The sequence below is a fragment of the Corynebacterium sputi DSM 45148 genome, assembly GCF_000427865.1.
GTDB classification, from domain to species: Bacteria; Actinomycetota; Actinomycetes; order Mycobacteriales; family Mycobacteriaceae; genus Corynebacterium; species Corynebacterium sputi.
In genome coordinates this window covers 156,686-178,160 of sequence record NZ_ATYV01000001.1, presented here as the reverse complement: position 1 = coordinate 178,160, position 21,475 = coordinate 156,686, and the positions used below count along the sequence as shown (strand labels likewise).

At 58.3% G+C, this 21,475-nt stretch carries 25 protein-coding genes and 2 tRNA genes; 10 read left to right on the top strand and 17 right to left on the bottom strand.

The window, feature by feature from the left end; all coding sequences use genetic code 11:
- Positions 1 to 153 precede the first annotated feature (153 nt).
- From YWU_RS14360 to YWU_RS0100860, 11 genes are all read right to left on the bottom strand, one after another.
- Positions 154 to 510, bottom strand: coding sequence for a hypothetical protein (locus YWU_RS14360; protein WP_156892648.1), 357 nt, complete (start codon positions 508 to 510; stop codon positions 154 to 156).
- A gap of 2 nt (positions 511 to 512) precedes the next feature.
- Positions 513 to 1,367 carry a phage major capsid protein gene (locus tag YWU_RS0100915; protein WP_027018994.1) on the bottom strand — a complete coding sequence of 285 codons (855 nt, stop codon included), beginning with the start codon at positions 1,365 to 1,367 and terminating at the stop codon, positions 513 to 515.
- A gap of 175 nt (positions 1,368 to 1,542) precedes the next feature.
- Complete coding sequence (locus YWU_RS0100910; RefSeq protein ID WP_027018993.1) at positions 1,543 to 1,992, bottom strand: hypothetical protein; 450 nt, start codon at positions 1,990 to 1,992, stop codon at positions 1,543 to 1,545.
- Between the two features lies 1 nt (position 1,993).
- A complete protein-coding gene (locus YWU_RS0100905; RefSeq protein ID WP_027018992.1) occupies positions 1,994 to 2,296 on the bottom strand; it encodes a hypothetical protein in 303 nt (100 codons plus the stop codon).
- A 141-nt stretch (positions 2,297 to 2,437) separates the two neighbouring features.
- Complete coding sequence (locus YWU_RS17770) at positions 2,438 to 3,262, bottom strand: helix-turn-helix domain-containing protein (protein WP_084141466.1); 825 nt, start codon at positions 3,260 to 3,262, stop codon at positions 2,438 to 2,440.
- A 150-nt stretch (positions 3,263 to 3,412) separates the two neighbouring features.
- Positions 3,413 to 3,655, bottom strand: coding sequence for a hypothetical protein (locus YWU_RS0100890; RefSeq protein WP_027018989.1), 243 nt, complete (start codon positions 3,653 to 3,655; stop codon positions 3,413 to 3,415).
- An 870-nt stretch (positions 3,656 to 4,525) separates the two neighbouring features.
- A complete protein-coding gene (locus YWU_RS0100880) occupies positions 4,526 to 5,518 on the bottom strand; it encodes a ParB/RepB/Spo0J family partition protein (RefSeq protein ID WP_027018987.1) in 993 nt (330 codons plus the stop codon).
- Positions 5,519 to 6,229: 711 nt separating this feature from the next.
- On the bottom strand, positions 6,230 to 6,460 hold the full coding sequence (locus tag YWU_RS0100875) for a hypothetical protein (RefSeq protein ID WP_027018986.1): 231 nt from the start codon (positions 6,458 to 6,460) through the stop codon (positions 6,230 to 6,232).
- The gene (locus tag YWU_RS0100870; RefSeq protein ID WP_027018985.1) at positions 6,460 to 6,741 is read right to left on the bottom strand and encodes a hypothetical protein; all 282 of its coding nucleotides are present in this window, start codon (positions 6,739 to 6,741) and stop codon (positions 6,460 to 6,462) included. Before YWU_RS0100870 ends, YWU_RS0100875 begins: the two co-directional genes overlap by 1 nt.
- Positions 6,742 to 6,931: 190 nt before the next feature.
- Positions 6,932 to 7,003 (bottom strand) — tRNA-Val (locus tag YWU_RS0100865).
- A gap of 77 nt (positions 7,004 to 7,080) precedes the next feature.
- Positions 7,081 to 7,500, bottom strand: a complete 420-nt coding sequence (locus YWU_RS0100860; protein ID WP_027018984.1) for a DUF3052 domain-containing protein — start codon at positions 7,498 to 7,500, stop codon at positions 7,081 to 7,083.
- Between the two features lie 404 nt (positions 7,501 to 7,904).
- On the opposite strand from YWU_RS0100860, the gene aceE reads away from it, so the two are divergent.
- The 3 genes from aceE to YWU_RS0100845 are packed head-to-tail and all read left to right on the top strand — an operon-like array spanning position 7,905 to position 11,822.
- Positions 7,905 to 10,670, top strand: a complete 2,766-nt coding sequence (gene aceE, locus YWU_RS0100855) for a pyruvate dehydrogenase (acetyl-transferring), homodimeric type (RefSeq protein WP_027018983.1) — start codon at positions 7,905 to 7,907, stop codon at positions 10,668 to 10,670.
- Between the two features lie 4 nt (positions 10,671 to 10,674).
- The gene (gene prpE, locus YWU_RS14355; RefSeq protein ID WP_051259853.1) at positions 10,675 to 11,451 is read left to right on the top strand and encodes a bis(5'-nucleosyl)-tetraphosphatase PrpE; all 777 of its coding nucleotides are present in this window, start codon (positions 10,675 to 10,677) and stop codon (positions 11,449 to 11,451) included.
- A gap of 23 nt (positions 11,452 to 11,474) precedes the next feature.
- Complete coding sequence (locus YWU_RS0100845; RefSeq protein ID WP_027018982.1) at positions 11,475 to 11,822, top strand: acyl carrier protein; 348 nt, start codon at positions 11,475 to 11,477, stop codon at positions 11,820 to 11,822.
- Between the two features lie 10 nt (positions 11,823 to 11,832).
- Here the strand turns inward: YWU_RS0100845 and YWU_RS0100840 are convergent, their stop codons facing one another.
- The gene (locus YWU_RS0100840; protein WP_027018981.1) at positions 11,833 to 12,210 is read right to left on the bottom strand and encodes a hypothetical protein; all 378 of its coding nucleotides are present in this window, start codon (positions 12,208 to 12,210) and stop codon (positions 11,833 to 11,835) included.
- A 9-nt stretch (positions 12,211 to 12,219) separates the two neighbouring features.
- Positions 12,220 to 12,558 carry an ArsR/SmtB family transcription factor gene (locus YWU_RS0100835; protein WP_027018980.1) on the bottom strand — a complete coding sequence of 113 codons (339 nt, stop codon included), beginning with the start codon at positions 12,556 to 12,558 and terminating at the stop codon, positions 12,220 to 12,222.
- A gap of 51 nt (positions 12,559 to 12,609) precedes the next feature.
- Between YWU_RS0100835 and arsB the strand changes: the two genes are divergently transcribed.
- Together arsB and YWU_RS0100825 are read left to right on the top strand one after the other, a co-directional pair.
- Positions 12,610 to 13,707: an ACR3 family arsenite efflux transporter gene (gene arsB / locus YWU_RS0100830; RefSeq protein ID WP_027018979.1), complete on the top strand. Its 1,098-nt coding sequence runs from the start codon at positions 12,610 to 12,612 to the stop codon at positions 13,705 to 13,707.
- Entirely contained in the window at positions 13,704 to 14,120 is a 417-nt protein-coding gene (locus YWU_RS0100825) for an arsenate-mycothiol transferase ArsC (RefSeq protein ID WP_027018978.1), read from the top strand. Before arsB ends, YWU_RS0100825 begins: the two co-directional genes overlap by 4 nt.
- Here YWU_RS0100825 and YWU_RS0100820 read toward each other — a convergent pair.
- Together YWU_RS0100820 and YWU_RS14350 are read right to left on the bottom strand one after the other, a co-directional pair.
- Positions 14,117 to 14,968, bottom strand: a complete 852-nt coding sequence (locus tag YWU_RS0100820; RefSeq protein ID WP_051259852.1) for a serine hydrolase domain-containing protein — start codon at positions 14,966 to 14,968, stop codon at positions 14,117 to 14,119. The genes YWU_RS0100825 and YWU_RS0100820 overlap by 4 nt on opposite strands.
- Before the next feature lie 21 nt (positions 14,969 to 14,989).
- Positions 14,990 to 16,444: a dicarboxylate/amino acid:cation symporter gene (locus YWU_RS14350; RefSeq protein ID WP_084141463.1), complete on the bottom strand. Its 1,455-nt coding sequence runs from the start codon at positions 16,442 to 16,444 to the stop codon at positions 14,990 to 14,992.
- Between the two features lie 311 nt (positions 16,445 to 16,755).
- Here YWU_RS14350 and YWU_RS0100810 point away from each other — a divergent pair, with 311 nt between their 5' ends.
- Both YWU_RS0100810 and YWU_RS0100805 read left to right on the top strand, forming a co-directional pair.
- Positions 16,756 to 17,391, top strand: a complete 636-nt coding sequence (locus YWU_RS0100810; protein ID WP_027018976.1) for a DUF305 domain-containing protein — start codon at positions 16,756 to 16,758, stop codon at positions 17,389 to 17,391.
- Between the two features lie 60 nt (positions 17,392 to 17,451).
- Positions 17,452 to 17,525, top strand: a tRNA-Ile gene (locus tag YWU_RS0100805).
- Positions 17,526 to 17,700: 175 nt separating this feature from the next.
- On the opposite strand, the gene YWU_RS0100800 is transcribed toward YWU_RS0100805, so the two are convergent.
- Complete coding sequence (locus YWU_RS0100800) at positions 17,701 to 17,898, bottom strand: CsbD family protein (RefSeq protein ID WP_027018975.1); 198 nt, start codon at positions 17,896 to 17,898, stop codon at positions 17,701 to 17,703.
- Positions 17,899 to 18,007: 109 nt separating this feature from the next.
- Complete coding sequence (locus YWU_RS0100795; RefSeq protein ID WP_027018974.1) at positions 18,008 to 18,559, bottom strand: hypothetical protein; 552 nt, start codon at positions 18,557 to 18,559, stop codon at positions 18,008 to 18,010.
- A gap of 145 nt (positions 18,560 to 18,704) precedes the next feature.
- Between YWU_RS0100795 and YWU_RS14345 the strand changes: the two genes are divergently transcribed.
- The 3 genes from YWU_RS14345 (at position 18,705) to YWU_RS17760 (ending at position 21,085) form a co-directional block, all read left to right on the top strand.
- Complete coding sequence (locus tag YWU_RS14345) at positions 18,705 to 19,409, top strand: trimeric intracellular cation channel family protein (protein ID WP_051259851.1); 705 nt, start codon at positions 18,705 to 18,707, stop codon at positions 19,407 to 19,409.
- A gap of 497 nt (positions 19,410 to 19,906) precedes the next feature.
- The gene (locus YWU_RS18035; RefSeq protein WP_420805279.1) at positions 19,907 to 20,035 is read left to right on the top strand and encodes an excalibur calcium-binding domain-containing protein; all 129 of its coding nucleotides are present in this window, start codon (positions 19,907 to 19,909) and stop codon (positions 20,033 to 20,035) included.
- 180 nt (positions 20,036 to 20,215) lie between these two features.
- Positions 20,216 to 21,085 carry a Fic/DOC family protein gene (locus YWU_RS17760; protein WP_084141460.1) on the top strand — a complete coding sequence of 290 codons (870 nt, stop codon included), beginning with the start codon at positions 20,216 to 20,218 and terminating at the stop codon, positions 21,083 to 21,085.
- Positions 21,086 to 21,475 lie beyond the last annotated feature (390 nt).

Genomic DNA, 21,475 nt, shown 5'->3' with positions numbered 1-21,475 from the left:
ACACACGACGATCAGCCTCATGCCCTCACCTACCCCTACACGCCCCGCCTACCCCCGTGTACGGCCCTTGTGGGGCGGTGTATGGGGGTGGTGGCTAGTGCGTGCCGTGGTGGGGGGGCACAGCCAAAGGGGGTGCAGATTGCGCGGGGGTGGCTATGCCGCTAGGTCAACCATGTACGCCCGTCGATGCACACCACAGGATGAACGCAACAGCAGCCGGTCAGCCTTAGTGAGGTACACCCCACCGGAACCTGAGTAGGTCACAGTCTGTGAGAACGGCCCCGCGCTGGCCTGAGTAGTCGATGCACCGTCGATCTGAGTGGACAGGTACGCACGTGAGACTGCCCGTAGCACAACAACCTGAACCACATCGGTAGTGCCTACCGGCCATTGCCCCACCACAGAATGCACTAGGGCAACTGCCTCACGCGTCATTAGTCGTAGCCGTGCCTCGTCCATCTCGTCCGGGTGCATCGCCGCATATGTGGTGAACTCTTCAACAGTGAACAAGATCACTCACCACCAGCAAAGGTCATTCGGACGATCTTCTTCTCAGTCGGGAAGCCAAAGCCAATGCGAGCAGTTGCACGCACTGCAATACGATCACTCGTGAAGTAGTAAGAGTCATTGATCGCCAATTCCAGGTTCTGACGCTGAGCAACAAGAACATCACGCGAATCAAGCGCGTAGCCTTCACCGGCGGTGATGTACTTGCTCGTAATGACCGGCACACCGAACACGGTAGTACTACCCGGTACAGCCGGGTCAGTTCCCAGCAGCGGGGCGTTATGCGCGTCTGCGAGCTTCAACTTACGGAGGGTCAGCATATCCGCCGGGGCCAGGATGAACGCGGTAGGTGCTGCCCCTTCTGCCTGAGCCGCTGCCAAAGAATCGGCGAAGACATCGAGGTTCAGCAGATCGCCGGTGACCTCGGTCGGGGTGATGTGTGCCAGCCCCTTTGGTGCCTGCGGGTTATCGGCGGAAAGGTCAGTAAAGAATGCCTTGTCGATACCGGCGACGATCTGCCGTGCCAGTCCGGTAGTGATGATCTCAGAGGCCTTCGGAGATGAATCGTCCATCATCTCACGTGTGAGCGCGTTCACACCACCAATCTTCTTGAAGTCAATCTGCAACTGGTCCATCGTAGGATTAGTCGAATCCAGTTCTGCGCCTTCTTCGGCCCAGTCAACAGTCACATCAGTATCGAGAATAGGAATGTGAAGCTCATGCGCATTAGCGGTGACGGTGGTCGCCACGGCTGGATTCATTGCCACGGATTCAGCCTCAATTGGACGCTGAATCAGCGAGCCGAACTCCGGGGGCAGAATGTGGTTAGCGGTAGCGGTAGTGGTGCTCAAAGTAGTCATATGTTTTTACCTCGTTTTAATTGCTTGAAAGTTTAATAGTTCTATTCAGGGGATACGCACTGCGTATTACTCCCTGGCAATTATATTATTGCTCCGGTTGGTCTATGATCTCGCACGGCGAGAATCCATAAGCCATTCCCCCACACCAACAATACATTTGGTGTGAGGTGATCACTTAGGACGATGTAGCATGCCGGTATGCGTCGGCCAGCGTTAGCGTGCCGCCACCGGGCGATGATTGCGTGCCCAGCGTGGCAACCGGTGCCGGTTTGCGTATAGGTTTAATTCCGACCATTGAGGCTGTCTCTGCCAGTGCTGCCTGTAGTGCATCCTGGTCGATATTGCCGGTTTCGGTGACCCATGCCTGCTCGGTGAGGTCAAGGACTTTCGGGTTGATCCCGGCTTTTTCTGCCACCATTGCCACGATGGTGGATTGCAGTTCCGCGATGGTGGTCTGCGCTGTTTCCAGGCTTGCTTCGGCGGCCTGTGCGCGTTTGCGGTAGCGGATTTCGGATTTAGCGTTGTCCTGCTCCGGCTCGAGATTGTCCTCGGTAACCTGCTCTTCGACAGCCTCGGTGGTCTCGGCGGTATTGTCTGCAGTCTCTGCTGCCTGCCATTCACTCAACTTACTTACCCCCCGCGTAGACAATCGCGTCAAGATCATCGTTAATTAGACCCGTGCCGATTTCACCCCAGCAGGCTTCAATGACCGCTTTTCGCTTAGTGTCAGCATGATCAAACAGAATTTCCATAGCCTCTGCGAACTCCTTAAAGGCCGGGGACTCCCGATCAATTTTCGTTGGTGTGTAGTAGATAGTCTCTGTGTCGTGATCGTCCGGGCGGTTATCCCAGTAGGTGATTGCGGTTGATTTCTGCATTCCAGCGACCTCAGCCGGGGTCGGAATGGTGTTTTCGTTGGTGTTGCTCATCTTTGTTCTCCTCTAGTTCGTTCCATGATGCCCATAAACGCCCCTAGGGGTGTCATAGGCGGGTTTTTATTCGTTTTTGGTGTATGTGTATGGTTTAGGGTTTATATTCGCTTAGAATGCGTTACCTACGGTTGCGTAAAGTTACGCGATCATGTTCTCAGTCCACGCGACAATCTCAGGATTGCGATTAACCGCATTGATCCACCACCCAAATTTCTTGTCCCAGTCAGTGGAAAGAATCTCAGGATCATCGAAACGTTGATAGAACGCAGTGACCGTCCCGGCCATAAGTTCATCGCTGAAATTCAACTCGTCCATGCGTGCCGCGTGCTGCTCATTGGGAACCCAGTCAGTCGGAATAGCCATGGGCGTGATCTCCTCATCGCTGCTCTTTTTCTCATCGGCCATACGCTCCGAACCGGAACGGTTTGGAGAGATATTGGTTCTTGTTAGTTGGTTATTGTTAAGTGGTTCTTGTTCGTGTCCCGTTTTGGGGACTGCTGCTATCCCCATTTGGGGACTGCTACTATCCCCATTTGGGGACTGCTGCTGACCAGGCGTTATTGTGCTATCCCCATTTGGGGACTGCTCACCACCTGCACAAACATCATTTCCCCCGCTATCCCCATTCGGGGACACCTTAGCCACAAGGCGGTACCCATTTGAGGACTGCTTACCCCCACCGCCACGGCCAAACTTCACGACCAAACCCGCCTCAACAAGTTCATCCAGATACTTATCAACCGATGCGGCCTTAGCCAGACCAAGACGATTAGCCAACGTCTCACGCGCCGGAAAACACTCCCGGCGCTCACTATCCGAAAACGACCACAGCACATGCCACAACGCATACGACGTAGGCTTAATCACCCCCGCCTGCATCAAATCAATCAACGCCACCGGCGCTTTAGTAAAACGCTCAGTTCCCCGAACCTCCGCCATAAGATCCCCCTTCAATACCGGCATCACCGCCGTAAATACTATTCAACTCCATATACAGATTCCGAGCCTCGTACTCCGTCAACCGCGTACTAGTCGGCCCGATCTGAACATAAACAATCGGCGTATCGTACCGGCTCGTCCGATCCTTGCGCCGCGCCTTCACCTTCATCGCCATTACAGTTCCACCTCCGGTACACGCGGAAACTCCCGAACCGCATCCAGAAATACACGCCTCTCCGTATCGCTCAAACCCGGAACAAACTCGTGCATATCGACGATTGCTTTCATTGCACGCGCAACCCGCAACTGCCGTTCGGCCTCGGCGCTCATCTCCGGGTGGAACCTCTTCGCCGCCGTCATATGACCACACGCCCTAGGCACGTGATAACGACGCGACTTCATCTTCGCAATGCTCATTTCTCCTGCTCTCCATTCATTTTTCCTATGCCCCCAGTCAGCCAATGTCGCCCCATGCCTGTCTACTCCGGCACAAAAAAGAGCGCCTGCAGCCAGCCACGACCACAGGCGCTCCCCTTCGCGAAGGAGAGATCAGAATATCAACGAAACCAACCCGGAGACATAAGCAGCCCGATCAAAAACTGCCTACACCTAAATTGTAACAAGGGGGTGGCCATTTACACCGCCGCCGATAATCCAACCCTTTTAGCAATATCCGATTGTCGATACTCCTTTCGCCCATCACAGGCGACCCGCGACCTAATCAATTTCTTCTGCGACCAACGTCGAATTGTTCGGTCTGACTTCATCGCCGCTGCCGCCTCCCGGTCAATCCATACCGGCTCCTGAATGCTCAGCCCCCATACCTTCTCATGTTCTGCGACTACCCCGGCTAGACGATCAAGGGGCAATTCCATCAATGGCGACTGCTCAACAATTGCCTGGATCTCGTCCCAGTTGCGCCGTAACCATTGGACGCACTCGGCATGACCTAGGCCGGTTGATCTTGACCCTAGGCATTCCAGCCCTGCTGGTGTTCGGCGTAGCCACACGTGCCGCCTAGGGGCCTTCTCAGTGCCGCCGTAGCGCTCAAACCAGTAGCAGACGGCCCACAGCGATGCTGTGGTGTTATCTGCTAGTGCGAGCATCCCTAGGTTCAGTGGCGCTCCTGCTGGTGCCCCATATACGGGGCGCTGCTCGTTGTAGGTGGGTGTTAATCGGTTGGTTAGCGCTGATCGTGATAATTCAGCGTGATCGTGTGCTAGTTCGATGTTCTCCAGGTGTTCTGTCTCCAGTGGTATCGCCCTCCTTGGCGTAGGTATTTGCGTTCTAAACAGCGTCGATAATCTCGGCCCCGCCCATGTTCCTGAACGGAACTATATTGCCCCCAACAGGAACTTCACGTGTCCCGGTCTCTGCTATGCGTCGAATCTGATCCAACTGATCCTGAAGCGCATCTAGCGTTTCGAGGCGGATAGATTCGGGGTGCTCCTCGGCGAACTTTGCTAGCGCCGCGAGAGATCGTGTGCTGTGGCGACACTTGGTCATGTAGGAAGTTTCGATATCCAACGGACTCCCGGACCATTTGAACGCGTCCAACTCCTCCTCGGTGGGGATGTAGCTTGATCGTGCTTTGGATCGCTGTTCGAAGTCTCCGGGGTCTACGTTGTCGTATGGCCGTGATTCGCCGGTGTTGGTGAACTTATCCCGGTTCCGTGCCTCCTTCGCCGCTGCGGACACAGACACACGCCCCGCCCTAACGTCCTCCACCCGCTCCGGCGCGTTCCGCTTCACATAACTAGCGTCCCGAACCGACCTGCCAGACACCCCGAACAGTTCCCCCGCCTGATCTGCCACCGAACCCTGCGGAAAAGTTTCCGTAGGGTTGTGCTTTTTGCCTGCCTTCATTCGCAGTTCAGCGGCTGCTCGGAACTGCTCCTGGTACCCCTCTGCGATCATGGCGCGTTGCGATGCGGTTAGGTGCCTGCGGTGCAAGTTATGGGAGATGATCCACTTCGACAACGACTCATCCGTAATGTCCTCCGCGCCATATTCGAGCGAAGCATTATCCAGCGCCCTCATTTTCGTAAAAACAGGCTCAACACCAGCCAACTCGCAAGCCCGAAAACGATTACGCCCATCAACAACAATCACATTATCAGCACGACCACCGTTATGAACCGTCACAATCGGCTCGCGCAGACCGTTCTGCTTGATGTCCTCTGCTAGCCCCTGGAGCACATCATCGTCTGCCATCGGGAACAGTGAGGCGACAGGATGCACCGGAATGCCGCCTAGGTACTCCTTGTAGTCTTCTTCCAAGTCCTTCTCCTTCTCTTAGATGTTCTGAGGCCAATGTGCTCGGCGTGTGGCTACGCCGCCGACCCTGGCCACCCAGGTCGGTTACTGTATTTACGCTGTTCAGTTACTCAAATTGCACATCACACTCACATGTGATATCGAAACCTTACCACTTAGCGTTACCTAAGTCTACTTATTTAAGTGTGTTGTTCGTCACATATCATTGACAGTGAACTAACTGCTTGATAGTGGACCACGTAGCCGCAAAGAACATCGAGACCTAACGGCCCCAAAGCCCTAACCCCCTATGTCCTCCCATGGTCACACCACAGTTTCCGCTACACAATGACATCAACCCATGCCGAACTACCCCGGCCTCCACCCCTGGAGAGTCACGGGAACGTCCGAACACCGTGCCAGATAGCGACTCTGACAACGGTGCTCCCTCACGGCTAGGGAGACGTAGCACTTTAACGCCGTGGCAGGTCTATCTGTTTTGGCAGGCCGGACTCTGCAAAAGACGGCCCCGAAACCTCACTTTCTAGGTGAAAAATAGAGTGGTGGTTTTTTCCTTCGCCACCACGATGAACGCCCCTTAATTCATGAGCAGATACGCCCTGGACCCTGAGAGTCACGCAACGTATATCGCCCCCACAAACACCGCTGTGAAGGCCATATACGGCCCGGTAGACCCCACCGCTAGGTAAGGGTGGGATACCGGACTACGTGACCTTAGAGAGAGTCCAGCGCGTGCCGCTGCACCGTGTCCCAGAACTCCCAGTTGTCTTCGACAACCACAAACCCCGCCGTAGCAGCATTCGCCACCGACGTACCCGGATACAGATCCGCCTCCCAGCGAGACACCTCAGCCGCTATCGCATCCACGTCGTAATCGGCTGCATACTCACCAAGAGCGGGGATGACTTCATAGTCCCGAACATCGTTCAAAGTCGTGTAGCGCATTAGGCCACCTCGTCCGTGAGGATGTACGGGATAGGGCTTGTGTGAGGCGCATACGGCGCAGGTTCCGGGGAGATCACATCAACCGGATACAGCGCGATAGGTGCGTACTCATCGGCCTTAGCCTGCATACGACCAGCGACGGCCTCTAGAGACTCAGCGACGCGGTGAAGGTCAACGTCATTGACCAGCGCGGCGAGGTCTTTTAGGCGTTCGGCGTTGTGCAGCACTGATTGAGTGGCTGCGACCAGTTGAAACGCGGTGAAGTTCGGGTTATTCTGCATGAAATCCGCTCCTAATTAGCGGTCATGCCCTCCGGTGAATGTTCGGTTCACGCGGGGGGCTTTTTACGTTCAATGAACGCCTCCCCCACACACCAGCAACCCCAAACGGCCACCCACAACCCGGCGAAATCAAGCCTAAAACAGCAAAAATCCCTACCAGGCTTCAGAAAAACACCTGATAGGGACGTTGTGCGGAGAGAGGGTTTCGAACCCCCGACCGCTGGTGTGTAAAACCAGAGCTCTACCACTGAGCTATCTCCGCGAAGATGATCTCCGTCCACCAAGGAGGCGAGCGGAATCACCAGCAAACTCTAGCAACAAGATCCTGAAATCAGGAAATCACTGACGCTTCACTCCACGCGGGACCAGGCAGGTGCCCTGCCAATCCCCCAGGCGTGCAGTAGACGTGCCCGTCAGGCCAGCCAGCTGAGCGGACTCAGCGATCGTGCCAGCGTCGACGGAGCCGTGTGTTCCGGCGGCAGGAGTCAGCAGCCACACGAAGCCCTCATCCGAAAGAGGACGCGTGATGTCCACGAGGTGGTCGACAAGATCGCCGTCCTCGTCGCGGTACCAATACAATACTGCGTCCACGACCTCGTCGGTGTCCTCGTCCAGGAGATCCTCTCCGAGGAATGTCTCGACGGCCTCACTGACCGAAGTATTTGAATCGTCGTCCCACCCGATTTCCTGGACCAGCGAATCCTTGCTGATGCCCAGTAGTTCGATGATCCGCCTGGCAGCGCCCGAGGCGTCGTCCACGTCTTTTGTCCTCCTCAGAACTTAAAGCGACTCCCCCAGCGCTAATGCCGAGAGTTGAAGCTTCGAGAGTTTTTCAGTGCTCAGTGGGCACTCTACATTTTCCCGGCCGCAATCCATAGGCCATCCTCAGGATCTTCCCTGAAAAGGCGATGAACGCACCCCTTTCATGGGCAGTCCGTGACACTCCTGTGACGTCGAGTTCACCCTGTAGAACAGCGGTAGCTGACTGCCGTTCACAAAGATTCACTGCTATCACCTGCGTAGTTACAATCAGCTAACAATTGGGTGCGAATGCAATCTGCAAGAGTGCCCGTGTCGAACGTAAGGTTGGGTGTGCCTGGACTGCGAACACCGTTTATCCGGCCCACACGGACCACAATGTAGAGCCCCCGGAGGAACCCCCAATGGCTGACTCGGCCGACCGTTTTTCCGACGACACCAATGTCGCGCTAATCCGCGACGGTGTCGCCGCATACCTCAATGACAACGACCCGGAAGAAACTCAAGAATGGCTGGAGTCGCTCGACGGTCTCTTGGAGGAAGCCGGGCCCGAGCGCGCGCGTTTCCTCATGCTCCGTCTGTTGGAGCGGGCTACCGCGAAGCGCGTCCCGCTTCCGTCGTTGACGTCCACCGATTACGTCAACACCATCCCCACCTCGATCGAACCGGAATTCCCGGGCGATGAGGACATCGAGCGTCGCTACCGCAAGTGGATGCGCTGGAATGCTGCGGTGATGGTGCACCGTGCGCAGCGCCCGGGGGTCGGCGTCGGCGGTCACATCTCGTCATATGCATCGTCCGCGCCGCTGTATGAGGTGGGTTTCAACCACTTCTTCCGCGGCAAGGACCACGCCGGCGGCGGTGACCAGATCTTCTACCAGGGACACGCCTCGCCGGGCATGTATGCGCGCGCCTTCTTGGAGGGTCGCCTCAACGAGCATGACCTGGACGCCTTCCGCCAGGAAGTCTCCCAAGAGCGCGGCTTGCCGTCCTACCCGCACCCGCATGGTCTGCCGGACTTCTGGGAATTCCCCACCGTGTCCATGGGCCTGGGCCCAATGAACGCGATCTACCAGGCTCGTTTCAACAAGTACATCAATGACCGCGGCATCAAGGACACGACCGATCAGCACGTGTGGGCCTTCCTCGGTGACGGCGAGATGGATGAGCCTGAGTCACGTGGTCTGCTGCAGATCGCTGCACTGAACAAGCTTGACAACCTCACCTTCGTCGTCAACTGCAACCTGCAGCGTCTGGACGGCCCGGTGCGAGGCAACGGCCAGATCATCCAGGAGCTCGAGAGCTTCTTCCGCGGCGCAGGCTGGAACGTCATCAAGGTCGTGTGGGGCCGCGAATGGGACAAGCTCATCGAAGCCGACAAGGAAGGTGCACTCGTCGATCTGATGAACCGCACCTCAGATGGTGACTACCAGACCTTCAAGGCAAACGACGGTGCCTTCGTCCGTGAGCACTTCTTCAACCGCGACCCGCGCGTTGCGAAGCTGATCGAGAACTGGTCTGACGAGGAGCTGTGGGAGCTGCGCCGCGGCGGCCACGACTACCGCAAGATTTACGCCGCCTACAAGGCCGCTCTGGAGACTAAGGGGCAGCCCACCGTCATCCTGGCGCACACCGTCAAGGGCTACGGCCTGGGCCACAACTTCGAGGGCCGCAACGCGACCCACCAGATGAAGAAGCTGACCCTGGACGACCTCAAGCAGTTCCGCGACAAGCAGGACATCCCGATCACCGATGAGGAGCTCGACAAGGATCCCTACCTGCCGCCGTACTACAACCCCGGTGAAGACGCCGAAGAGATTCGCTACCTCAAGGAGCGCCGCAAGGAGCTCGGTGGTGCGCTTCCGGCGCGCCGTGTTGAGTACTCGCCGCTGACCGTCCCGGCTACCGAGGACGTCATGAAGTCGCTGCTCAAGGGCGCCGGCAAGCAGGGTGTAGCTACCACGATGGCCTTGGTCCGAGCCCTCCGCGAGATGCTCAAGGTCGACGGCATCGGCGACCGTATCGTCCCGATTATCCCGGACGAGGCACGTACCTTCGGCCTGGACTCGTGGTTCTCCACGCTGAAGATCTACAACCCGCTGGGCCAGAACTACACTCCGGTCGACGCTGACCTGATGCTGTCCTACCGCGAGTCGACCGAAGGCCAGATCCTCCATGAGGGCATCTCCGAGGCTGGCTCGATGGGTTCGTTCGCGGCTGTCGGTTCGTCCTACGCCACCCACGGCGAGGTCATGATTCCGGTCTACATCTTCTACTCGATGTTCGGTTTCCAGCGCACCGGCGACTCCATGTGGGCTGCAGCAGATCAGCTAACTCGTGGCTTCCTCGTTGGCGCCACTGCCGGCCGCACCACCCTGACCGGTGAGGGCCTGCAGCACATGGACGGCCACTCCCCGGTCCTGGCTGCTACCAACCCGTCGGTCGTGTCCTACGACCCGGCGTTCGGTTACGAGGTTGCGCACCTGGTCCGTGAAGGCATCGACCGCATGTACGGCGAGGGCCGTGGTGAGAACGTCATCTACTACCTCACCGTCTACAACGAGCCGACCCCGCAGCCGGCACAGCCGGAGAACCTCGACATCGAGGGTCTGCATAAGGGCATCTACCCGTTCGAGGTCACCGAGGGCGAGAACCACGTGAACCTGCTCGCCTCGGGCATCGGAATGCAGGCTGCGCTCAAGGCCCGCGACATCCTCGCCGAGGACTACAAGATCCCGTCGTCGATCTACTCCGTCACCTCGTGGAACGAACTGGCCCGTGACGGCCTGTCCCGCGAAACTGAGGCACTGCGCAATCCGGGTGAGTTCATTGAACGCCCGTACGTGCAGCGTGTCCTGGAGGACGCAGACGGCCCGTTCATCGCCGTCACGGACTACATGAAGGCGCTGCCGGAGCAGATCCGTCAGTGGGTCCCGGGCGACTACACCACGCTCGGTTGCGATGGTTTCGGTTTCTCCGACACCCGCGAGGCTGCCCGTCGTTACTTCAACACCGATGCCGAGTCGGTAGTTGTCGCAGCGCTGGCAGGCCTGGCCCGCGAGGGCAAGATCGATAAATCACTGGCTGCGGACGCTGCGAAGCGTTTTGAGATCAGTGATCCGCGCGCTGTAGCGGTTGCGCCGATCGAGCACTCCCCGGTGGCTGAATAGCCACATGTTCGTCGACTCACCCGTGCCCGCCCCCTACGACATCATTGGGGACGTGCACGGGTGTTTCGCTGAGCTCATCGAGTTGCTCACACAACTCGGTTACTCGCTTGACGACGCCCCCCTTTCCCACATCCGCCCACCACCATCCGGACGCACCGCGGTTTTCGTGGGTGACCTCACCGACCGCGGTCCCGAATCTGCGGCGGTACTGAGGCTGGTGATGGGAATGGTTACCGCCGGCGACGCGTTGGTCGTCCGCGGCAATCACGATGACAAACTCGCCCGAGCCCTCGCCGGAAATGACGTGAGCTTCTCTCACGGACTCAGCGAGACGATGGAAGAACTGGCTGCTCTGAACGATCCTGGTTTCGTCGAAGAGGCACGGCAATTCCTCGAATCCTTGCCGTTCTATCTACTGATGGACGGCGGCCGCCTGATCGTTGTCCACGCCGGGCTAAAAGAGCACCACGTGGGCCGCACAGACGGACGAGTGCGGGCAATGGCCCTCTACGGGGACACCACCGGAGCCAGGACCGCAGAAGGCTACCCAGTACGGCGCTCCTGGGAGCTGGAGTACACCGGCGAAGCGATGATCATCTACGGGCACACTCCCGTCAGCGAGGCGGTGTGGATCAACAACACGATGTGCATCGACACTGCTTGCGTCTTCGGTGGTTCACTGACCGCTCTGCGCTATCCAGAGCAGACGCTGGTGCAGGTGCCGGCTGCTCAAGCGTGGGCCACCACGAACCTCAAGGTGCCCGGCACCCGGATCTGGTGAGGCCTTCCTAGTAGCCTGGGTCCATGACCAGCAGCCTGGGCGACGCACTCGCCGCCATGATGAACACCTCCACGGACGATTCCGCTTCTGCCGATGAGGGGCTCACCGGGGTCCGCGCGGAGGTTACCCCGATCCTTCGGAAGGTCATCGGTACATCCGCATCCGAGGATTCCGCTGATGAGGAGGAGCCCTCCCCCATCTCGCTCGAGTCAGACCTACGGGCGGATCTCGGTCTGGACAAGTTATCTGTCATCGAGTTCGCCGTCCGCTGCGAAGAGGCAACTGGCGTGCGCATCGAGGACGACGAGATTACTGGATTTACAACCCTCGGCGACGTCGTGGACTACATCTCCGCCCGCAGAGAGTCCTGAGTAGCTTTCGCTACATTTCGACCTCGCTGCGGCCCATCGCGAAGCGGATGCACTGGAAGACGAAGATGACGATCATCGCCAGATTAGTCACCATCACGATCGCAGTGGGGATAATCGCGTCACTGGTCAGATCCACGATCGACCAAATGACCACCGGTAAAGCAAGCACCGCAGCAAGTGCCGGCAACGGGAACCGACGAACGGTATCCGGCGGAGTCTGACGAGCCAGCAGCGAGATCGCCAGCGTCCAGCCGACTCCCACCGCCAGGCCGGTCCATGCCCTTCCATTGGCGCCTTCGCCACTGGCCAGGATCACCGCGCCGAAGGCGACGATGAGCGTCAGCCACAGAAGCGGGTCCCTGAGGAAACTCTTTACTCTTTCATTCATAAGGCAAAGTTAATTCATCTGGAGGACTCTCCGCAGTTCAGTGAAGAGTTCGGGTCGAACCTGGTGAGTGATGTTCCTTCCTTTTCGAACTTTCTCCAGCAGTCCTGCATCCGTCAGTTTCTTCAAATGGTGCGAAACCGTCGACTGGCTCAGCCCCGACATGCGAGTCAGTTCAGTGACGCTGACCGGACCACACCCCTCAACCGCTAATCGGGAGAGCAGAGACAGCCGTGCGGGATCCGCGAGCACCTTGAACAATCCTGCGTATCGCGAAGCCTCATCATCGGTGAGTGGGCCCGACCCTAGGGAACAGCAGGTTGACTGATCGGCGAGCGGGAGGATGTCCATCACCCCACGCTATATTGACACTCGTCAATTTCAAGCTTAGGCTTCATATCGATGTCTATCGATATTAAATCCTCAGCGCGTATGTCTTTCCTCGACCGTTATCTCCCAGTCTGGATCATCGCGGCGATGGCAACAGGTCTCCTGATCAGTTTCGCCGCGCCTGGCATCGGAAGCTTCCTCGGCTCGATGGAGATCGGGGGCATCTCCATTCCCATCTCGCTTGGCCTATTGGTGATGATGTACCCACCCTTGGCCAAAGTCCGTTATGACAAGGCCGGACAAATCGCCAGTGATAAACGACTGATGGCAACCTCGATCGCGCTGAATTGGATCGTGGGCCCAGCGCTGATGTTTGCTCTCGCCTGGATCTTCCTGCCGGATCAGCCGGAGCTGCGCACTGGCCTGATCATCGTCGGCCTGGCCCGGTGTATCGCGATGGTGCTGGTCTGGTCCGACCTTGCCTGCGCCGACCGTGAAGCCACAGCCGTTTTGGTTGCGATCAACTCGGTGTTCCAGGTGATCATGTTCGGTGCACTCGGGTGGTTCTACCTCCAGGTCCTGCCAACGTGGCTAGGACTGTCGACAACCTCTGCCGGATTCTCTTTCTGGTCGATCGTCACCTCGGTGTTGGTATTCCTGGGTATTCCACTGGCAGCCGGGGTTATCTCCCGAATCGTCGGAGAGAAGACCCGCGGTCGCAGTTGGTACGAGAACACGTATCTGCCTGCCATCTCCCCGCTGGCTCTGATCGGATTGCTCTACACAATCGTGCTGCTCTTCGCACTGCAGGGAGGGCAGATCACCTCGAACCCCTGGGCAGTGGCCCGCCTGGCTGTTCCACTCTTCATCTACTTCGTGGGCATGTTCGCAATTGCGTTGGTCGCCTCAAAAGCCGCCGGTATGGGATACGCGCAGTCCGCATCGGTCGCTTTCACCGCAGCAGGAAACAACTTCGAGCTCGCCATCGCAGTATCGATCGGCACCTTCGGTGCAATGTCCGGCCAGGCTCTCGCTGGAACTATCGGCCCGTTGATCGAGGTACCTGTGCTCGTCGGCCTCGTGTACGTGATGATGCGGATCGGACCGAAGATGTTCCCTGGCGACCCGACGCTTCCCTCCCCCAACCCACAAGACAAGGCCAAGGTATGAGTGCCACACCGATAGTCCTATTCGTCTGCGTCGGCAATGGCGGTAAATCCCAGATGGCCGCTGCTCTTGCAGAACTGCATGCAGGCGATCGCCTGCGGATCCACTCTGCCGGCACGCGACCAGGAGCCTCACTCAACCAAGAGTCAGTTGTCGCCGTAGCTGAACTCGGCGCCGATATGTCCCAGGGCGTGCCAAAGAGCATCGACGCTGACTTACTCAATTCTGCGGAACGAGTCATCATTCTCGGCCCTGACGCGCAGCTCGATCACGCCCCGGTGACGACCGAGCGCTGGATCACCGACGAGCCATCCTCACGCGGCATTGAAGGAATGGACCGAATGCGGCTGATCAGAGACGACATCAATGATCGGGTCAGAATCCTCGTTAAGGAACTGACTCAAACGGAGAGCTAGTCCGCGAGGACCTTCCACATTTCGTCGTTCCAGTCCGCCCACAATGGCTTCGCCCAGCCTCCGAACGGCTGGTCCGTGAGGACCACTCCGGCCCGGCCCGAGGGACGGTGAATCCACGCGAAGGTGCCAGACTGGCCGAAGTGGCCGGAGACGTCGTTAGGCATCGCTTCTCCAAACCACAACCCTTGACGACTCTGCGCATTGCTGTAGATCTGGAACCCTAGGCCCCAGTCCGCCGGCTTCTGCATTCCGTAGCCTGGGACGACACCATCGAGGCCCGGGAACTGCACCGTCAGCGCCTCGTCGACGGTATCGGGGTGCAAAAGTGTGGGCTCGAGGATTTCATCGAGAAAGCGCATGACATCTTCGGCGGATGATTCCACGGCATGCCCGGCCGAGCCGACCAAACGTGAGGAGTCCATCCCCAACGGCGCGAACGTCGCCTCGCTGAGGTACTCAGAGAACTGCATCCCAGTTTCGTCTCGGATGGCATCGGCAATGATGTCGAACCCCGCTGAGGAGTAGATGCGCCGCTCACCCGGTTCCTTCTCTGGGGTGCGGTCGGCGAACCCGACACCAGAGGCATGCGAGAGCAGGTGCCGCACGGTCGCACCGGGAGGGCCCAGCGGCTCGTCGAGACCGCCTTCGAACACCCCCTCCTCAATAGCCAGCAGGGCCGCGTGCGCGGACATCAGCTTCGTGACGCTGGCGAGGGCATACACCTTGTCGGTGTCACCATGAACGGTCCAGGAACCAGAAGAATCCCGGACCGCCGCTACTGCGTTATCTACCGGCCATTCGTCGGTGGCGGTGAGCAGTTCGTTGATCCGAGATTCCTGTGTCGTCATGTCTTACAGGCTAACTACGTTCTATTTCTCCTGCTGACGAGAGGTCACGCTCTCGCGCGGGCGATCCATGAAATCCTCGCCCTCGATCTCCTGAACGATCTCAGGGGTCTCAGCCTCTTCCTCCACCTCATCGGCGTCGAGGTCAGCGTTGGCACTGTTGTCCCACTTGTCCTGGTCGAGGATTCCAGCGCGCTTCGCGACAACCGCAGTGACCAGTGCCTGACCGGTGACATTCACCGCAGTGCGGCCCATGTCGATAATCGGCTCAACGGCCAGCAGCAGGCCGACGCCGGCGAGCGGCAGACCCAGGGTGGACAAGGTCAGAGTCAGCATGACGGTCGCACCAGTGGTTCCGGCGGTAGCCGCCGAACCGATGACGGAGACTATCGCGATGAGGAGGTAGTCAGTCAGATCCAGCGGGATGTCATAGAACCCGGCGACGAAGATTGCTGCGATGGCCGGGTAAACCGCGGCGCAACCGTCCATCTTGGTGGTGGCGCCGAGTGGGACTGCAAAGGAGGCATACTCCGTCGGGACGCCCATACGACGCTCGGTAACACGCTGGGTGATGGGCATGACGCCCATCGAAGAACGAGTGATGAAGCCCAGGGAGGTCACCGGCCAGACGCGGCGGAAGAAGTCCATGATGTCGATGCCGGCGAACTTGAGCACCAGCGGGTAGACCACGGCGATCACGATGACGAGGCCGACGTAGATCGCGATAACAAACTGGCCGAGGTTGCCCAGGGCTTCCCACCCGTAATCGGCGATGGCATTACCGACCAAGGCAGCTGTGCCGATCGGCGCCAGGCGAATGATCCACCACAGGACCTTCTGGATGACTGCGAGCAGGGACTCCATGAATCCGATGAACGGCTCAGCCTTGCGGCCGACCTTGACCGCTGCGATGCCGAGAACGATAGAGATAACCAGCAACTGCAGGATGTTAAAGGTCGGAGTTGCGCCGGTATCGCTGACATTGACGCCGAGGCCGAAGATGTTGTTCGGGACGATGCCTTCGAAGAACGCTGTCCAGCTACCGACGTTAGTGGGCTCTGCAGCGGTGTCTGCGTCCACGCTGGAGTTAGCGCCGGGGTTGATCAGCAGACCGACGCCAATGCCGACGAGCACCGAAATAAACGCGGTAATCGCGAACCACACCAGAGTGGATACGGCCAGACGAGCGGCGTTGGCAACTTTGCGCAGGTTCGCCACAGACACGATGACGGCGGCGACAACGAGCGGCGGCACCATCAGGCGAAGCAAACCGACGTAGGTGGAGCCGGTGAAGCCGAGGAATTCACGGAGGCCGGAGCCTTCCGCAGTGCCTCGAGCGATAAATCCGAGGATGAGGCCGATAATCAGGCCATAAACAACCTGGGCACCGAAGTTGGTGAGCCAGGACGGGAGCTTCTTGCGATTGTGAGTATCCGGGGAGGCGGGTGACGCTGGGTTAGCAGCGGAAGTGCTTGCCACGGCATTCCTTTCGGCGAGGGGTGTTGCCGAGGTGTTCCGGACTGTGCGCAGGACAGGGTCAACTGCGCGTTCTAATGACGGTCAGGTGCACGCGGGGCGAAAAAGTAAGTGAGTGTGGTGGCGGCTACTCGGCCGCGGCATATTCCGGACAGGCGTCACTCGAGGTATGACCCTGGTCGAGCCACCTGCGGGATGTGAGCGTCATGGACATGTCCCCCAAGTTAGAACTAGACAGGCCTGTCTGTCAACGAATGTCAGATAGGACACAGTACGTTCCTAGGCAATACGAAAATTGCTGGTAGAACGGAGCCATGGCTTCAAAAACCCTCACCCGCACCTTGGCCGCCTTCTCTGTCGCTTCACTGTCGGTCGCAGCAGTGGCCTGCTCCACTGACGACAACACCAATGCAAACGCGACGACCGAGACAACCACAACCGAGACCTCGGCCCATGACGACCACAATGACTCTGAGTCCGACGCCGATGCTGAATTTAACGACACTGACGTCGAGTTCAATCAGATGATGATCGCGCACCACCAGCAGGCTTTGGACATGGCAGCGCTCATCGATGGCCGTACTGACAACCCGGACATCCTCCAGTTGGGCGCCACCATCGAAGAAACTCAGGCGCCGGAAATGGACGCGATGCAGGCGCGCCTGGATGAATGGGGCGTCAGTGATGACTACGCCCACGGCGGCCACGAGGACATGGACGGAATGTTGGATGACGAGCAAATGACCGCGCTTTCCGACGCCTCCGGCACCGACTTCGACCGCCTCTTCCTCGAGGGCATGATCGAACACCACGAAGGCGCGATTGATATGGCCCAGGATGAGCTCGACAACGGTATCGACGAGCAGTCCCGCCAGATCGCGGAGGACGTCATCTCCGCCCAGGCATCCGAGATCGCCGAGATGAATGCATTACTAGACGACCTGGAGTAGCCCAGCACACTGCCCACCCCATTAACTTTCCCCCGCTGAGACGGCTGATATCCTCTCAGGGTCCCTATAGCTCAGTCGGTTAGAGCACCGAACTCATAATTCGTTGGTCCTGGGTTCGAGCCCCAGTGGGGGCACATACTTCAATCCCTGATCTGCAGCTTTGCAGGTCAGGGATTGTTGTCATTTCTGGCCACATTGCCGCCGAAGAGCCAGTCTTTTACTCGCGAATTGCCAGGAAGATCACTTAATGACATCGAAGAAGGGCCCCGAGAAAACCCGGGGCCCTAGAACAACGAAGAAGTCAGACGACTAGTCGCCCTTGAGCTTGTTCACGGCCTCAGAGGCCTTGTCCTTGACGTCCTCAACAGCATCCTTCACCTTGGACTTGGCCTGATCGCCCTTGCCCTCAGCCTCCAGCTGCTCATTGCCCGTGACATCTCCAGCGGCTTCCTTAGCCTTGCCGCCGAGGTTCTCGGCGGAGTTTCCAATCTTGTCATCCAGACCCATGTTCATGCCTTTCGTTCGACTGCAGTAACAACACCCTTTGTACACGCAGGTGTAACAACCCCGCAGAAAATGGCGGCCATGGGTTCATCCCAGTCCGAGCACGCAGCACTTATTCGACCTCTAAGGTTTCATCCCAGGTCCCCGCAGAGCCGCCCGGGCCCGACACACGAAGCTTCGTAATCTCTTGCAGTGCCTCGTTGCCCATCCACTTGGACAACGAGGCCCTAGTCTCCCATCCAAGCATCGTGGACCCCGGAGTCAATTCATCACTGCCAAAGGCTTCGCTGGCGCGTGGCGAATCCACATAGGCGATCTCAAGCGTGCTCCCATCCTCGGAAATGCCGAAATTCGCGTCTTCACAGAAGGGATTGTCATCACCCTCTATCGTCCCTTCCGGACCGCAGGATTCATCTTGCTCCCTCTCGGCCCACGCTGCGGCTCCAGCCGTCGCGCTTGAGTCCGTCTCTGCGGACGGCGTTTTCGCCGCGGAGGTCTCGACGACTTCTTCAACCGCGGTTTCAGAAGTCACATTGCCGCTGGCATTGTCATCTGTTGCGCATTGCGTGCCTGTGAGACCAACGAAAAGCAGCGCACCGAAGACTAATGGCCATTTCTTTTTCAACGTCGCCCGGTCGGTATCGGCGGGAATAAGTACAGACATGGTCTCCCCCTCCTCGTTTGCAAACCAGAATAAGCGTTTCCCTCCAAAAGAACTTTTCGGGCGACCACATATGGGACCTAGCCTTCTTCTCCACTGACCTGCACAATAGGAAATTCAGCTGCCTCCGTGCGCTACCATCACCCCCATGCTGCTCCATGTCCTATGGGTGATCGGAATCACCGCCGAGGGAATGTCAGGCGCCCTCGCGGCCGGCCGTCAGAAGATGGACCTCTTCGGAGTCTCCACCATCGCCTGCGTCACAGCCATCGGTGGAGGAACGATTCGAGACCTCGTCCTCGGCCACTACCCCCTGGCGTGGGTTAAGGACCCCCAATATCTCCTGGTGATCATCGGCGCCGCGATTCTCACCGTGTCGATCTCCTACCTGATGGCACACTTCAGGATTCTTTTCCTAGTCCTAGACGCAGTCGGACTATCTGCATTCGCGATCATCGGCACCCGAGTTGCCATCGAAATGGGCCACGGCTTCATCATCGCCGTGGTCGCAGCTGTTCTGACCGGTGTTTTCGGCGGTGTTCTCCGAGACTTGATGTGCGATCGAGTCCCGCTGGTTTTCCAGAAGGAGCTCTACGCCTCCATCGCACTACTGGGAACCGCGACCTACTTCGTCGTCGATTGGCTCGGAGCGCCGGAGCCGGTGACCATCATCGTCGCCGTGCTCGTCACATTCATCACCCGACTCCTTGCGATCTGGCGTGGCTGGAGCCTTCCAGTCTTCGACTACCAGGAACGCGAGATCGAACGAGATCCGAACCAGCGCCTGTTCACCTTCAATTTCTTCAACCGGGGCAACCGCGCTGCACGCCCTGACGCTGGTGCCGACGAATAATTCATGACCCAATGAAATATGAATCGGTTCGGTGAATAATGATCTTCCTCATGCTCAGAACCCTTTCAGTTTCGGCCGCTTTGACTGCGGCTCTCCTTCTTGACGCATGTTCGACGGAAGCCCCCGAACCTGCGGCTACCGAAACGGCCACTGTCACAGTTACCGGACCGAATCCAACCCTGGGCTCATCGAGCACCTCTACCGATCGCTCCACAACGTCACGGACTTCAACGTCAAAAGTCTCGGCACGGTCAACAGAGGCAGAGGACACCCGTCCGGTTGGCCTAACCGATCGCCAGAGCGGCATCCCGACTCCCATCAACAGCACAATCTCCCGATGCGCGGCTAGCTCGGAGGGGCTCTACGAGCAAGGAACCACCTGGTTCACGGACGGAACCTCCGGATGGACTGCACATTGCAGCGAGCGGTTCTGGAATGGAGCACCGACCAATACAGCCCCAACAATCCCGGCCACTCCGGTTCAGACCACCCAACCCGTGCCTCAGAGCACCTACTACGCGAACTGCTCGGCAGCCCGGGCAGCTGGAGCCGCTCCCCTATACGCGGGACAGGCCGGATACGGCAGCCATCTAGACGGCGACGGCGACGGAATCGCCTGCGAATAGTCACTTTTCCGGAATTTTCTTTCACCCCCGAAACTCCACGGTTTATTAAGACCACGTGTCCGTTTTGTTCGGGCGGCGTAATACCTTCTGAACAGGCCAAACGAACCTTGATTAGCGGCGCTAACGGTGTAAATATCACTGTATGCAGTCACAACTGAGGGAGTTGGCGCCCAGCCACACATGTCGAACAGTTCGTCCAATGGAGGGGCTAGGGGTGACGGGGAAATGACGTCGGCGCTGACTAAGACTGTCGACTGGATCCCCGCCGTCCTCCATGCACAATCTCTTCAGGGTTGGGATGCTCCGGTCGGATTTCGAGCGCACCTCACAAGGGTCGCCAACGGAATGATGACGCCCGAGCGATTGATTTACCGCTCGGCGGACGAATGCGGACAAGCCTCCGAACGTCTTCGACCACGGCCGAAGCGGCTCCTGGCCAGACTTCGTAGTACCCCATCTGCCTACGAAGACCCGAGATATCCGGTTCTGCGCAATCACCCGGACATCCACGCTGCTGGTCCTCTCCGTGATTTTGAAGGGCAGGCCAGCGCTACCCGGATGCTGGCGTTCCTCGGTAACCTGCACCATCCGCAGGGGACGATCAGCCGACTCGGGAAAATCACCAGCCCCGACCAGATCGACGTGGTGCACCGGTACCTCTTCGGCGACGTTTACGACTGGGCCGGCGACTTACGAACCGTCCGGATGTCCCGTGGTGGATTCGAATTCGCGAAGCCAGAGGACATCGAGGGGGAGCTACAGAAGGCCACGGTGTCGTTGGTCCGCCACTACTCTGCGGAGGTCGACCCAATAACTGGCACCGACCCGGAGCCGCTCGCGGATTTCCTCGCCCGGTATCACTGGGCCCATCCTTTCCGTGACGGCAACGGCCGCACTGCGATGACAGTCTTGCTCGCACTGACTGGGCCGACGTCTCTGATGCGGGTGTCTCCCGATGAGTGGTTCGCGGCAACCACAAATTCCTTGGGTAACGTCGGGAAGCCGGATCCGGGTCCGTGGGTGCCCGTCGTGAAGCGGATTTTGTGGTGACTCTTTCGGAATACCCGTTCGTAGTTGTGGTTCAGAAAGTTCCCGTGTGTCGACTACTCAGAGATCTAAGATTCCAGACCTGCGTCTACGTTTTTGGCGTAGCTCTCTGGGAAGTCAAAAGCCCAGAACGGAAGGTTTGCGCGGAACTGCATTTACATTCCCAATGAAATTCCCTCTGTCGCACAAAGCAAAAGACTCGGTGCAGCCTTGAGGCTTAGTCGCGAAATCAACGATATTGGCGCTGATCAGACATCTGGTGGAACGAAGATTTCTACGCAGGGGTTCCTTCAACTTCCTTAAGTTCTGATCCTGTAGTAGATACTCTTTTCATGATAAAAAAGATTGCGACCGTATCAGTCGCGGCGCTTCTTCTCTTGACCGGATGTTCAG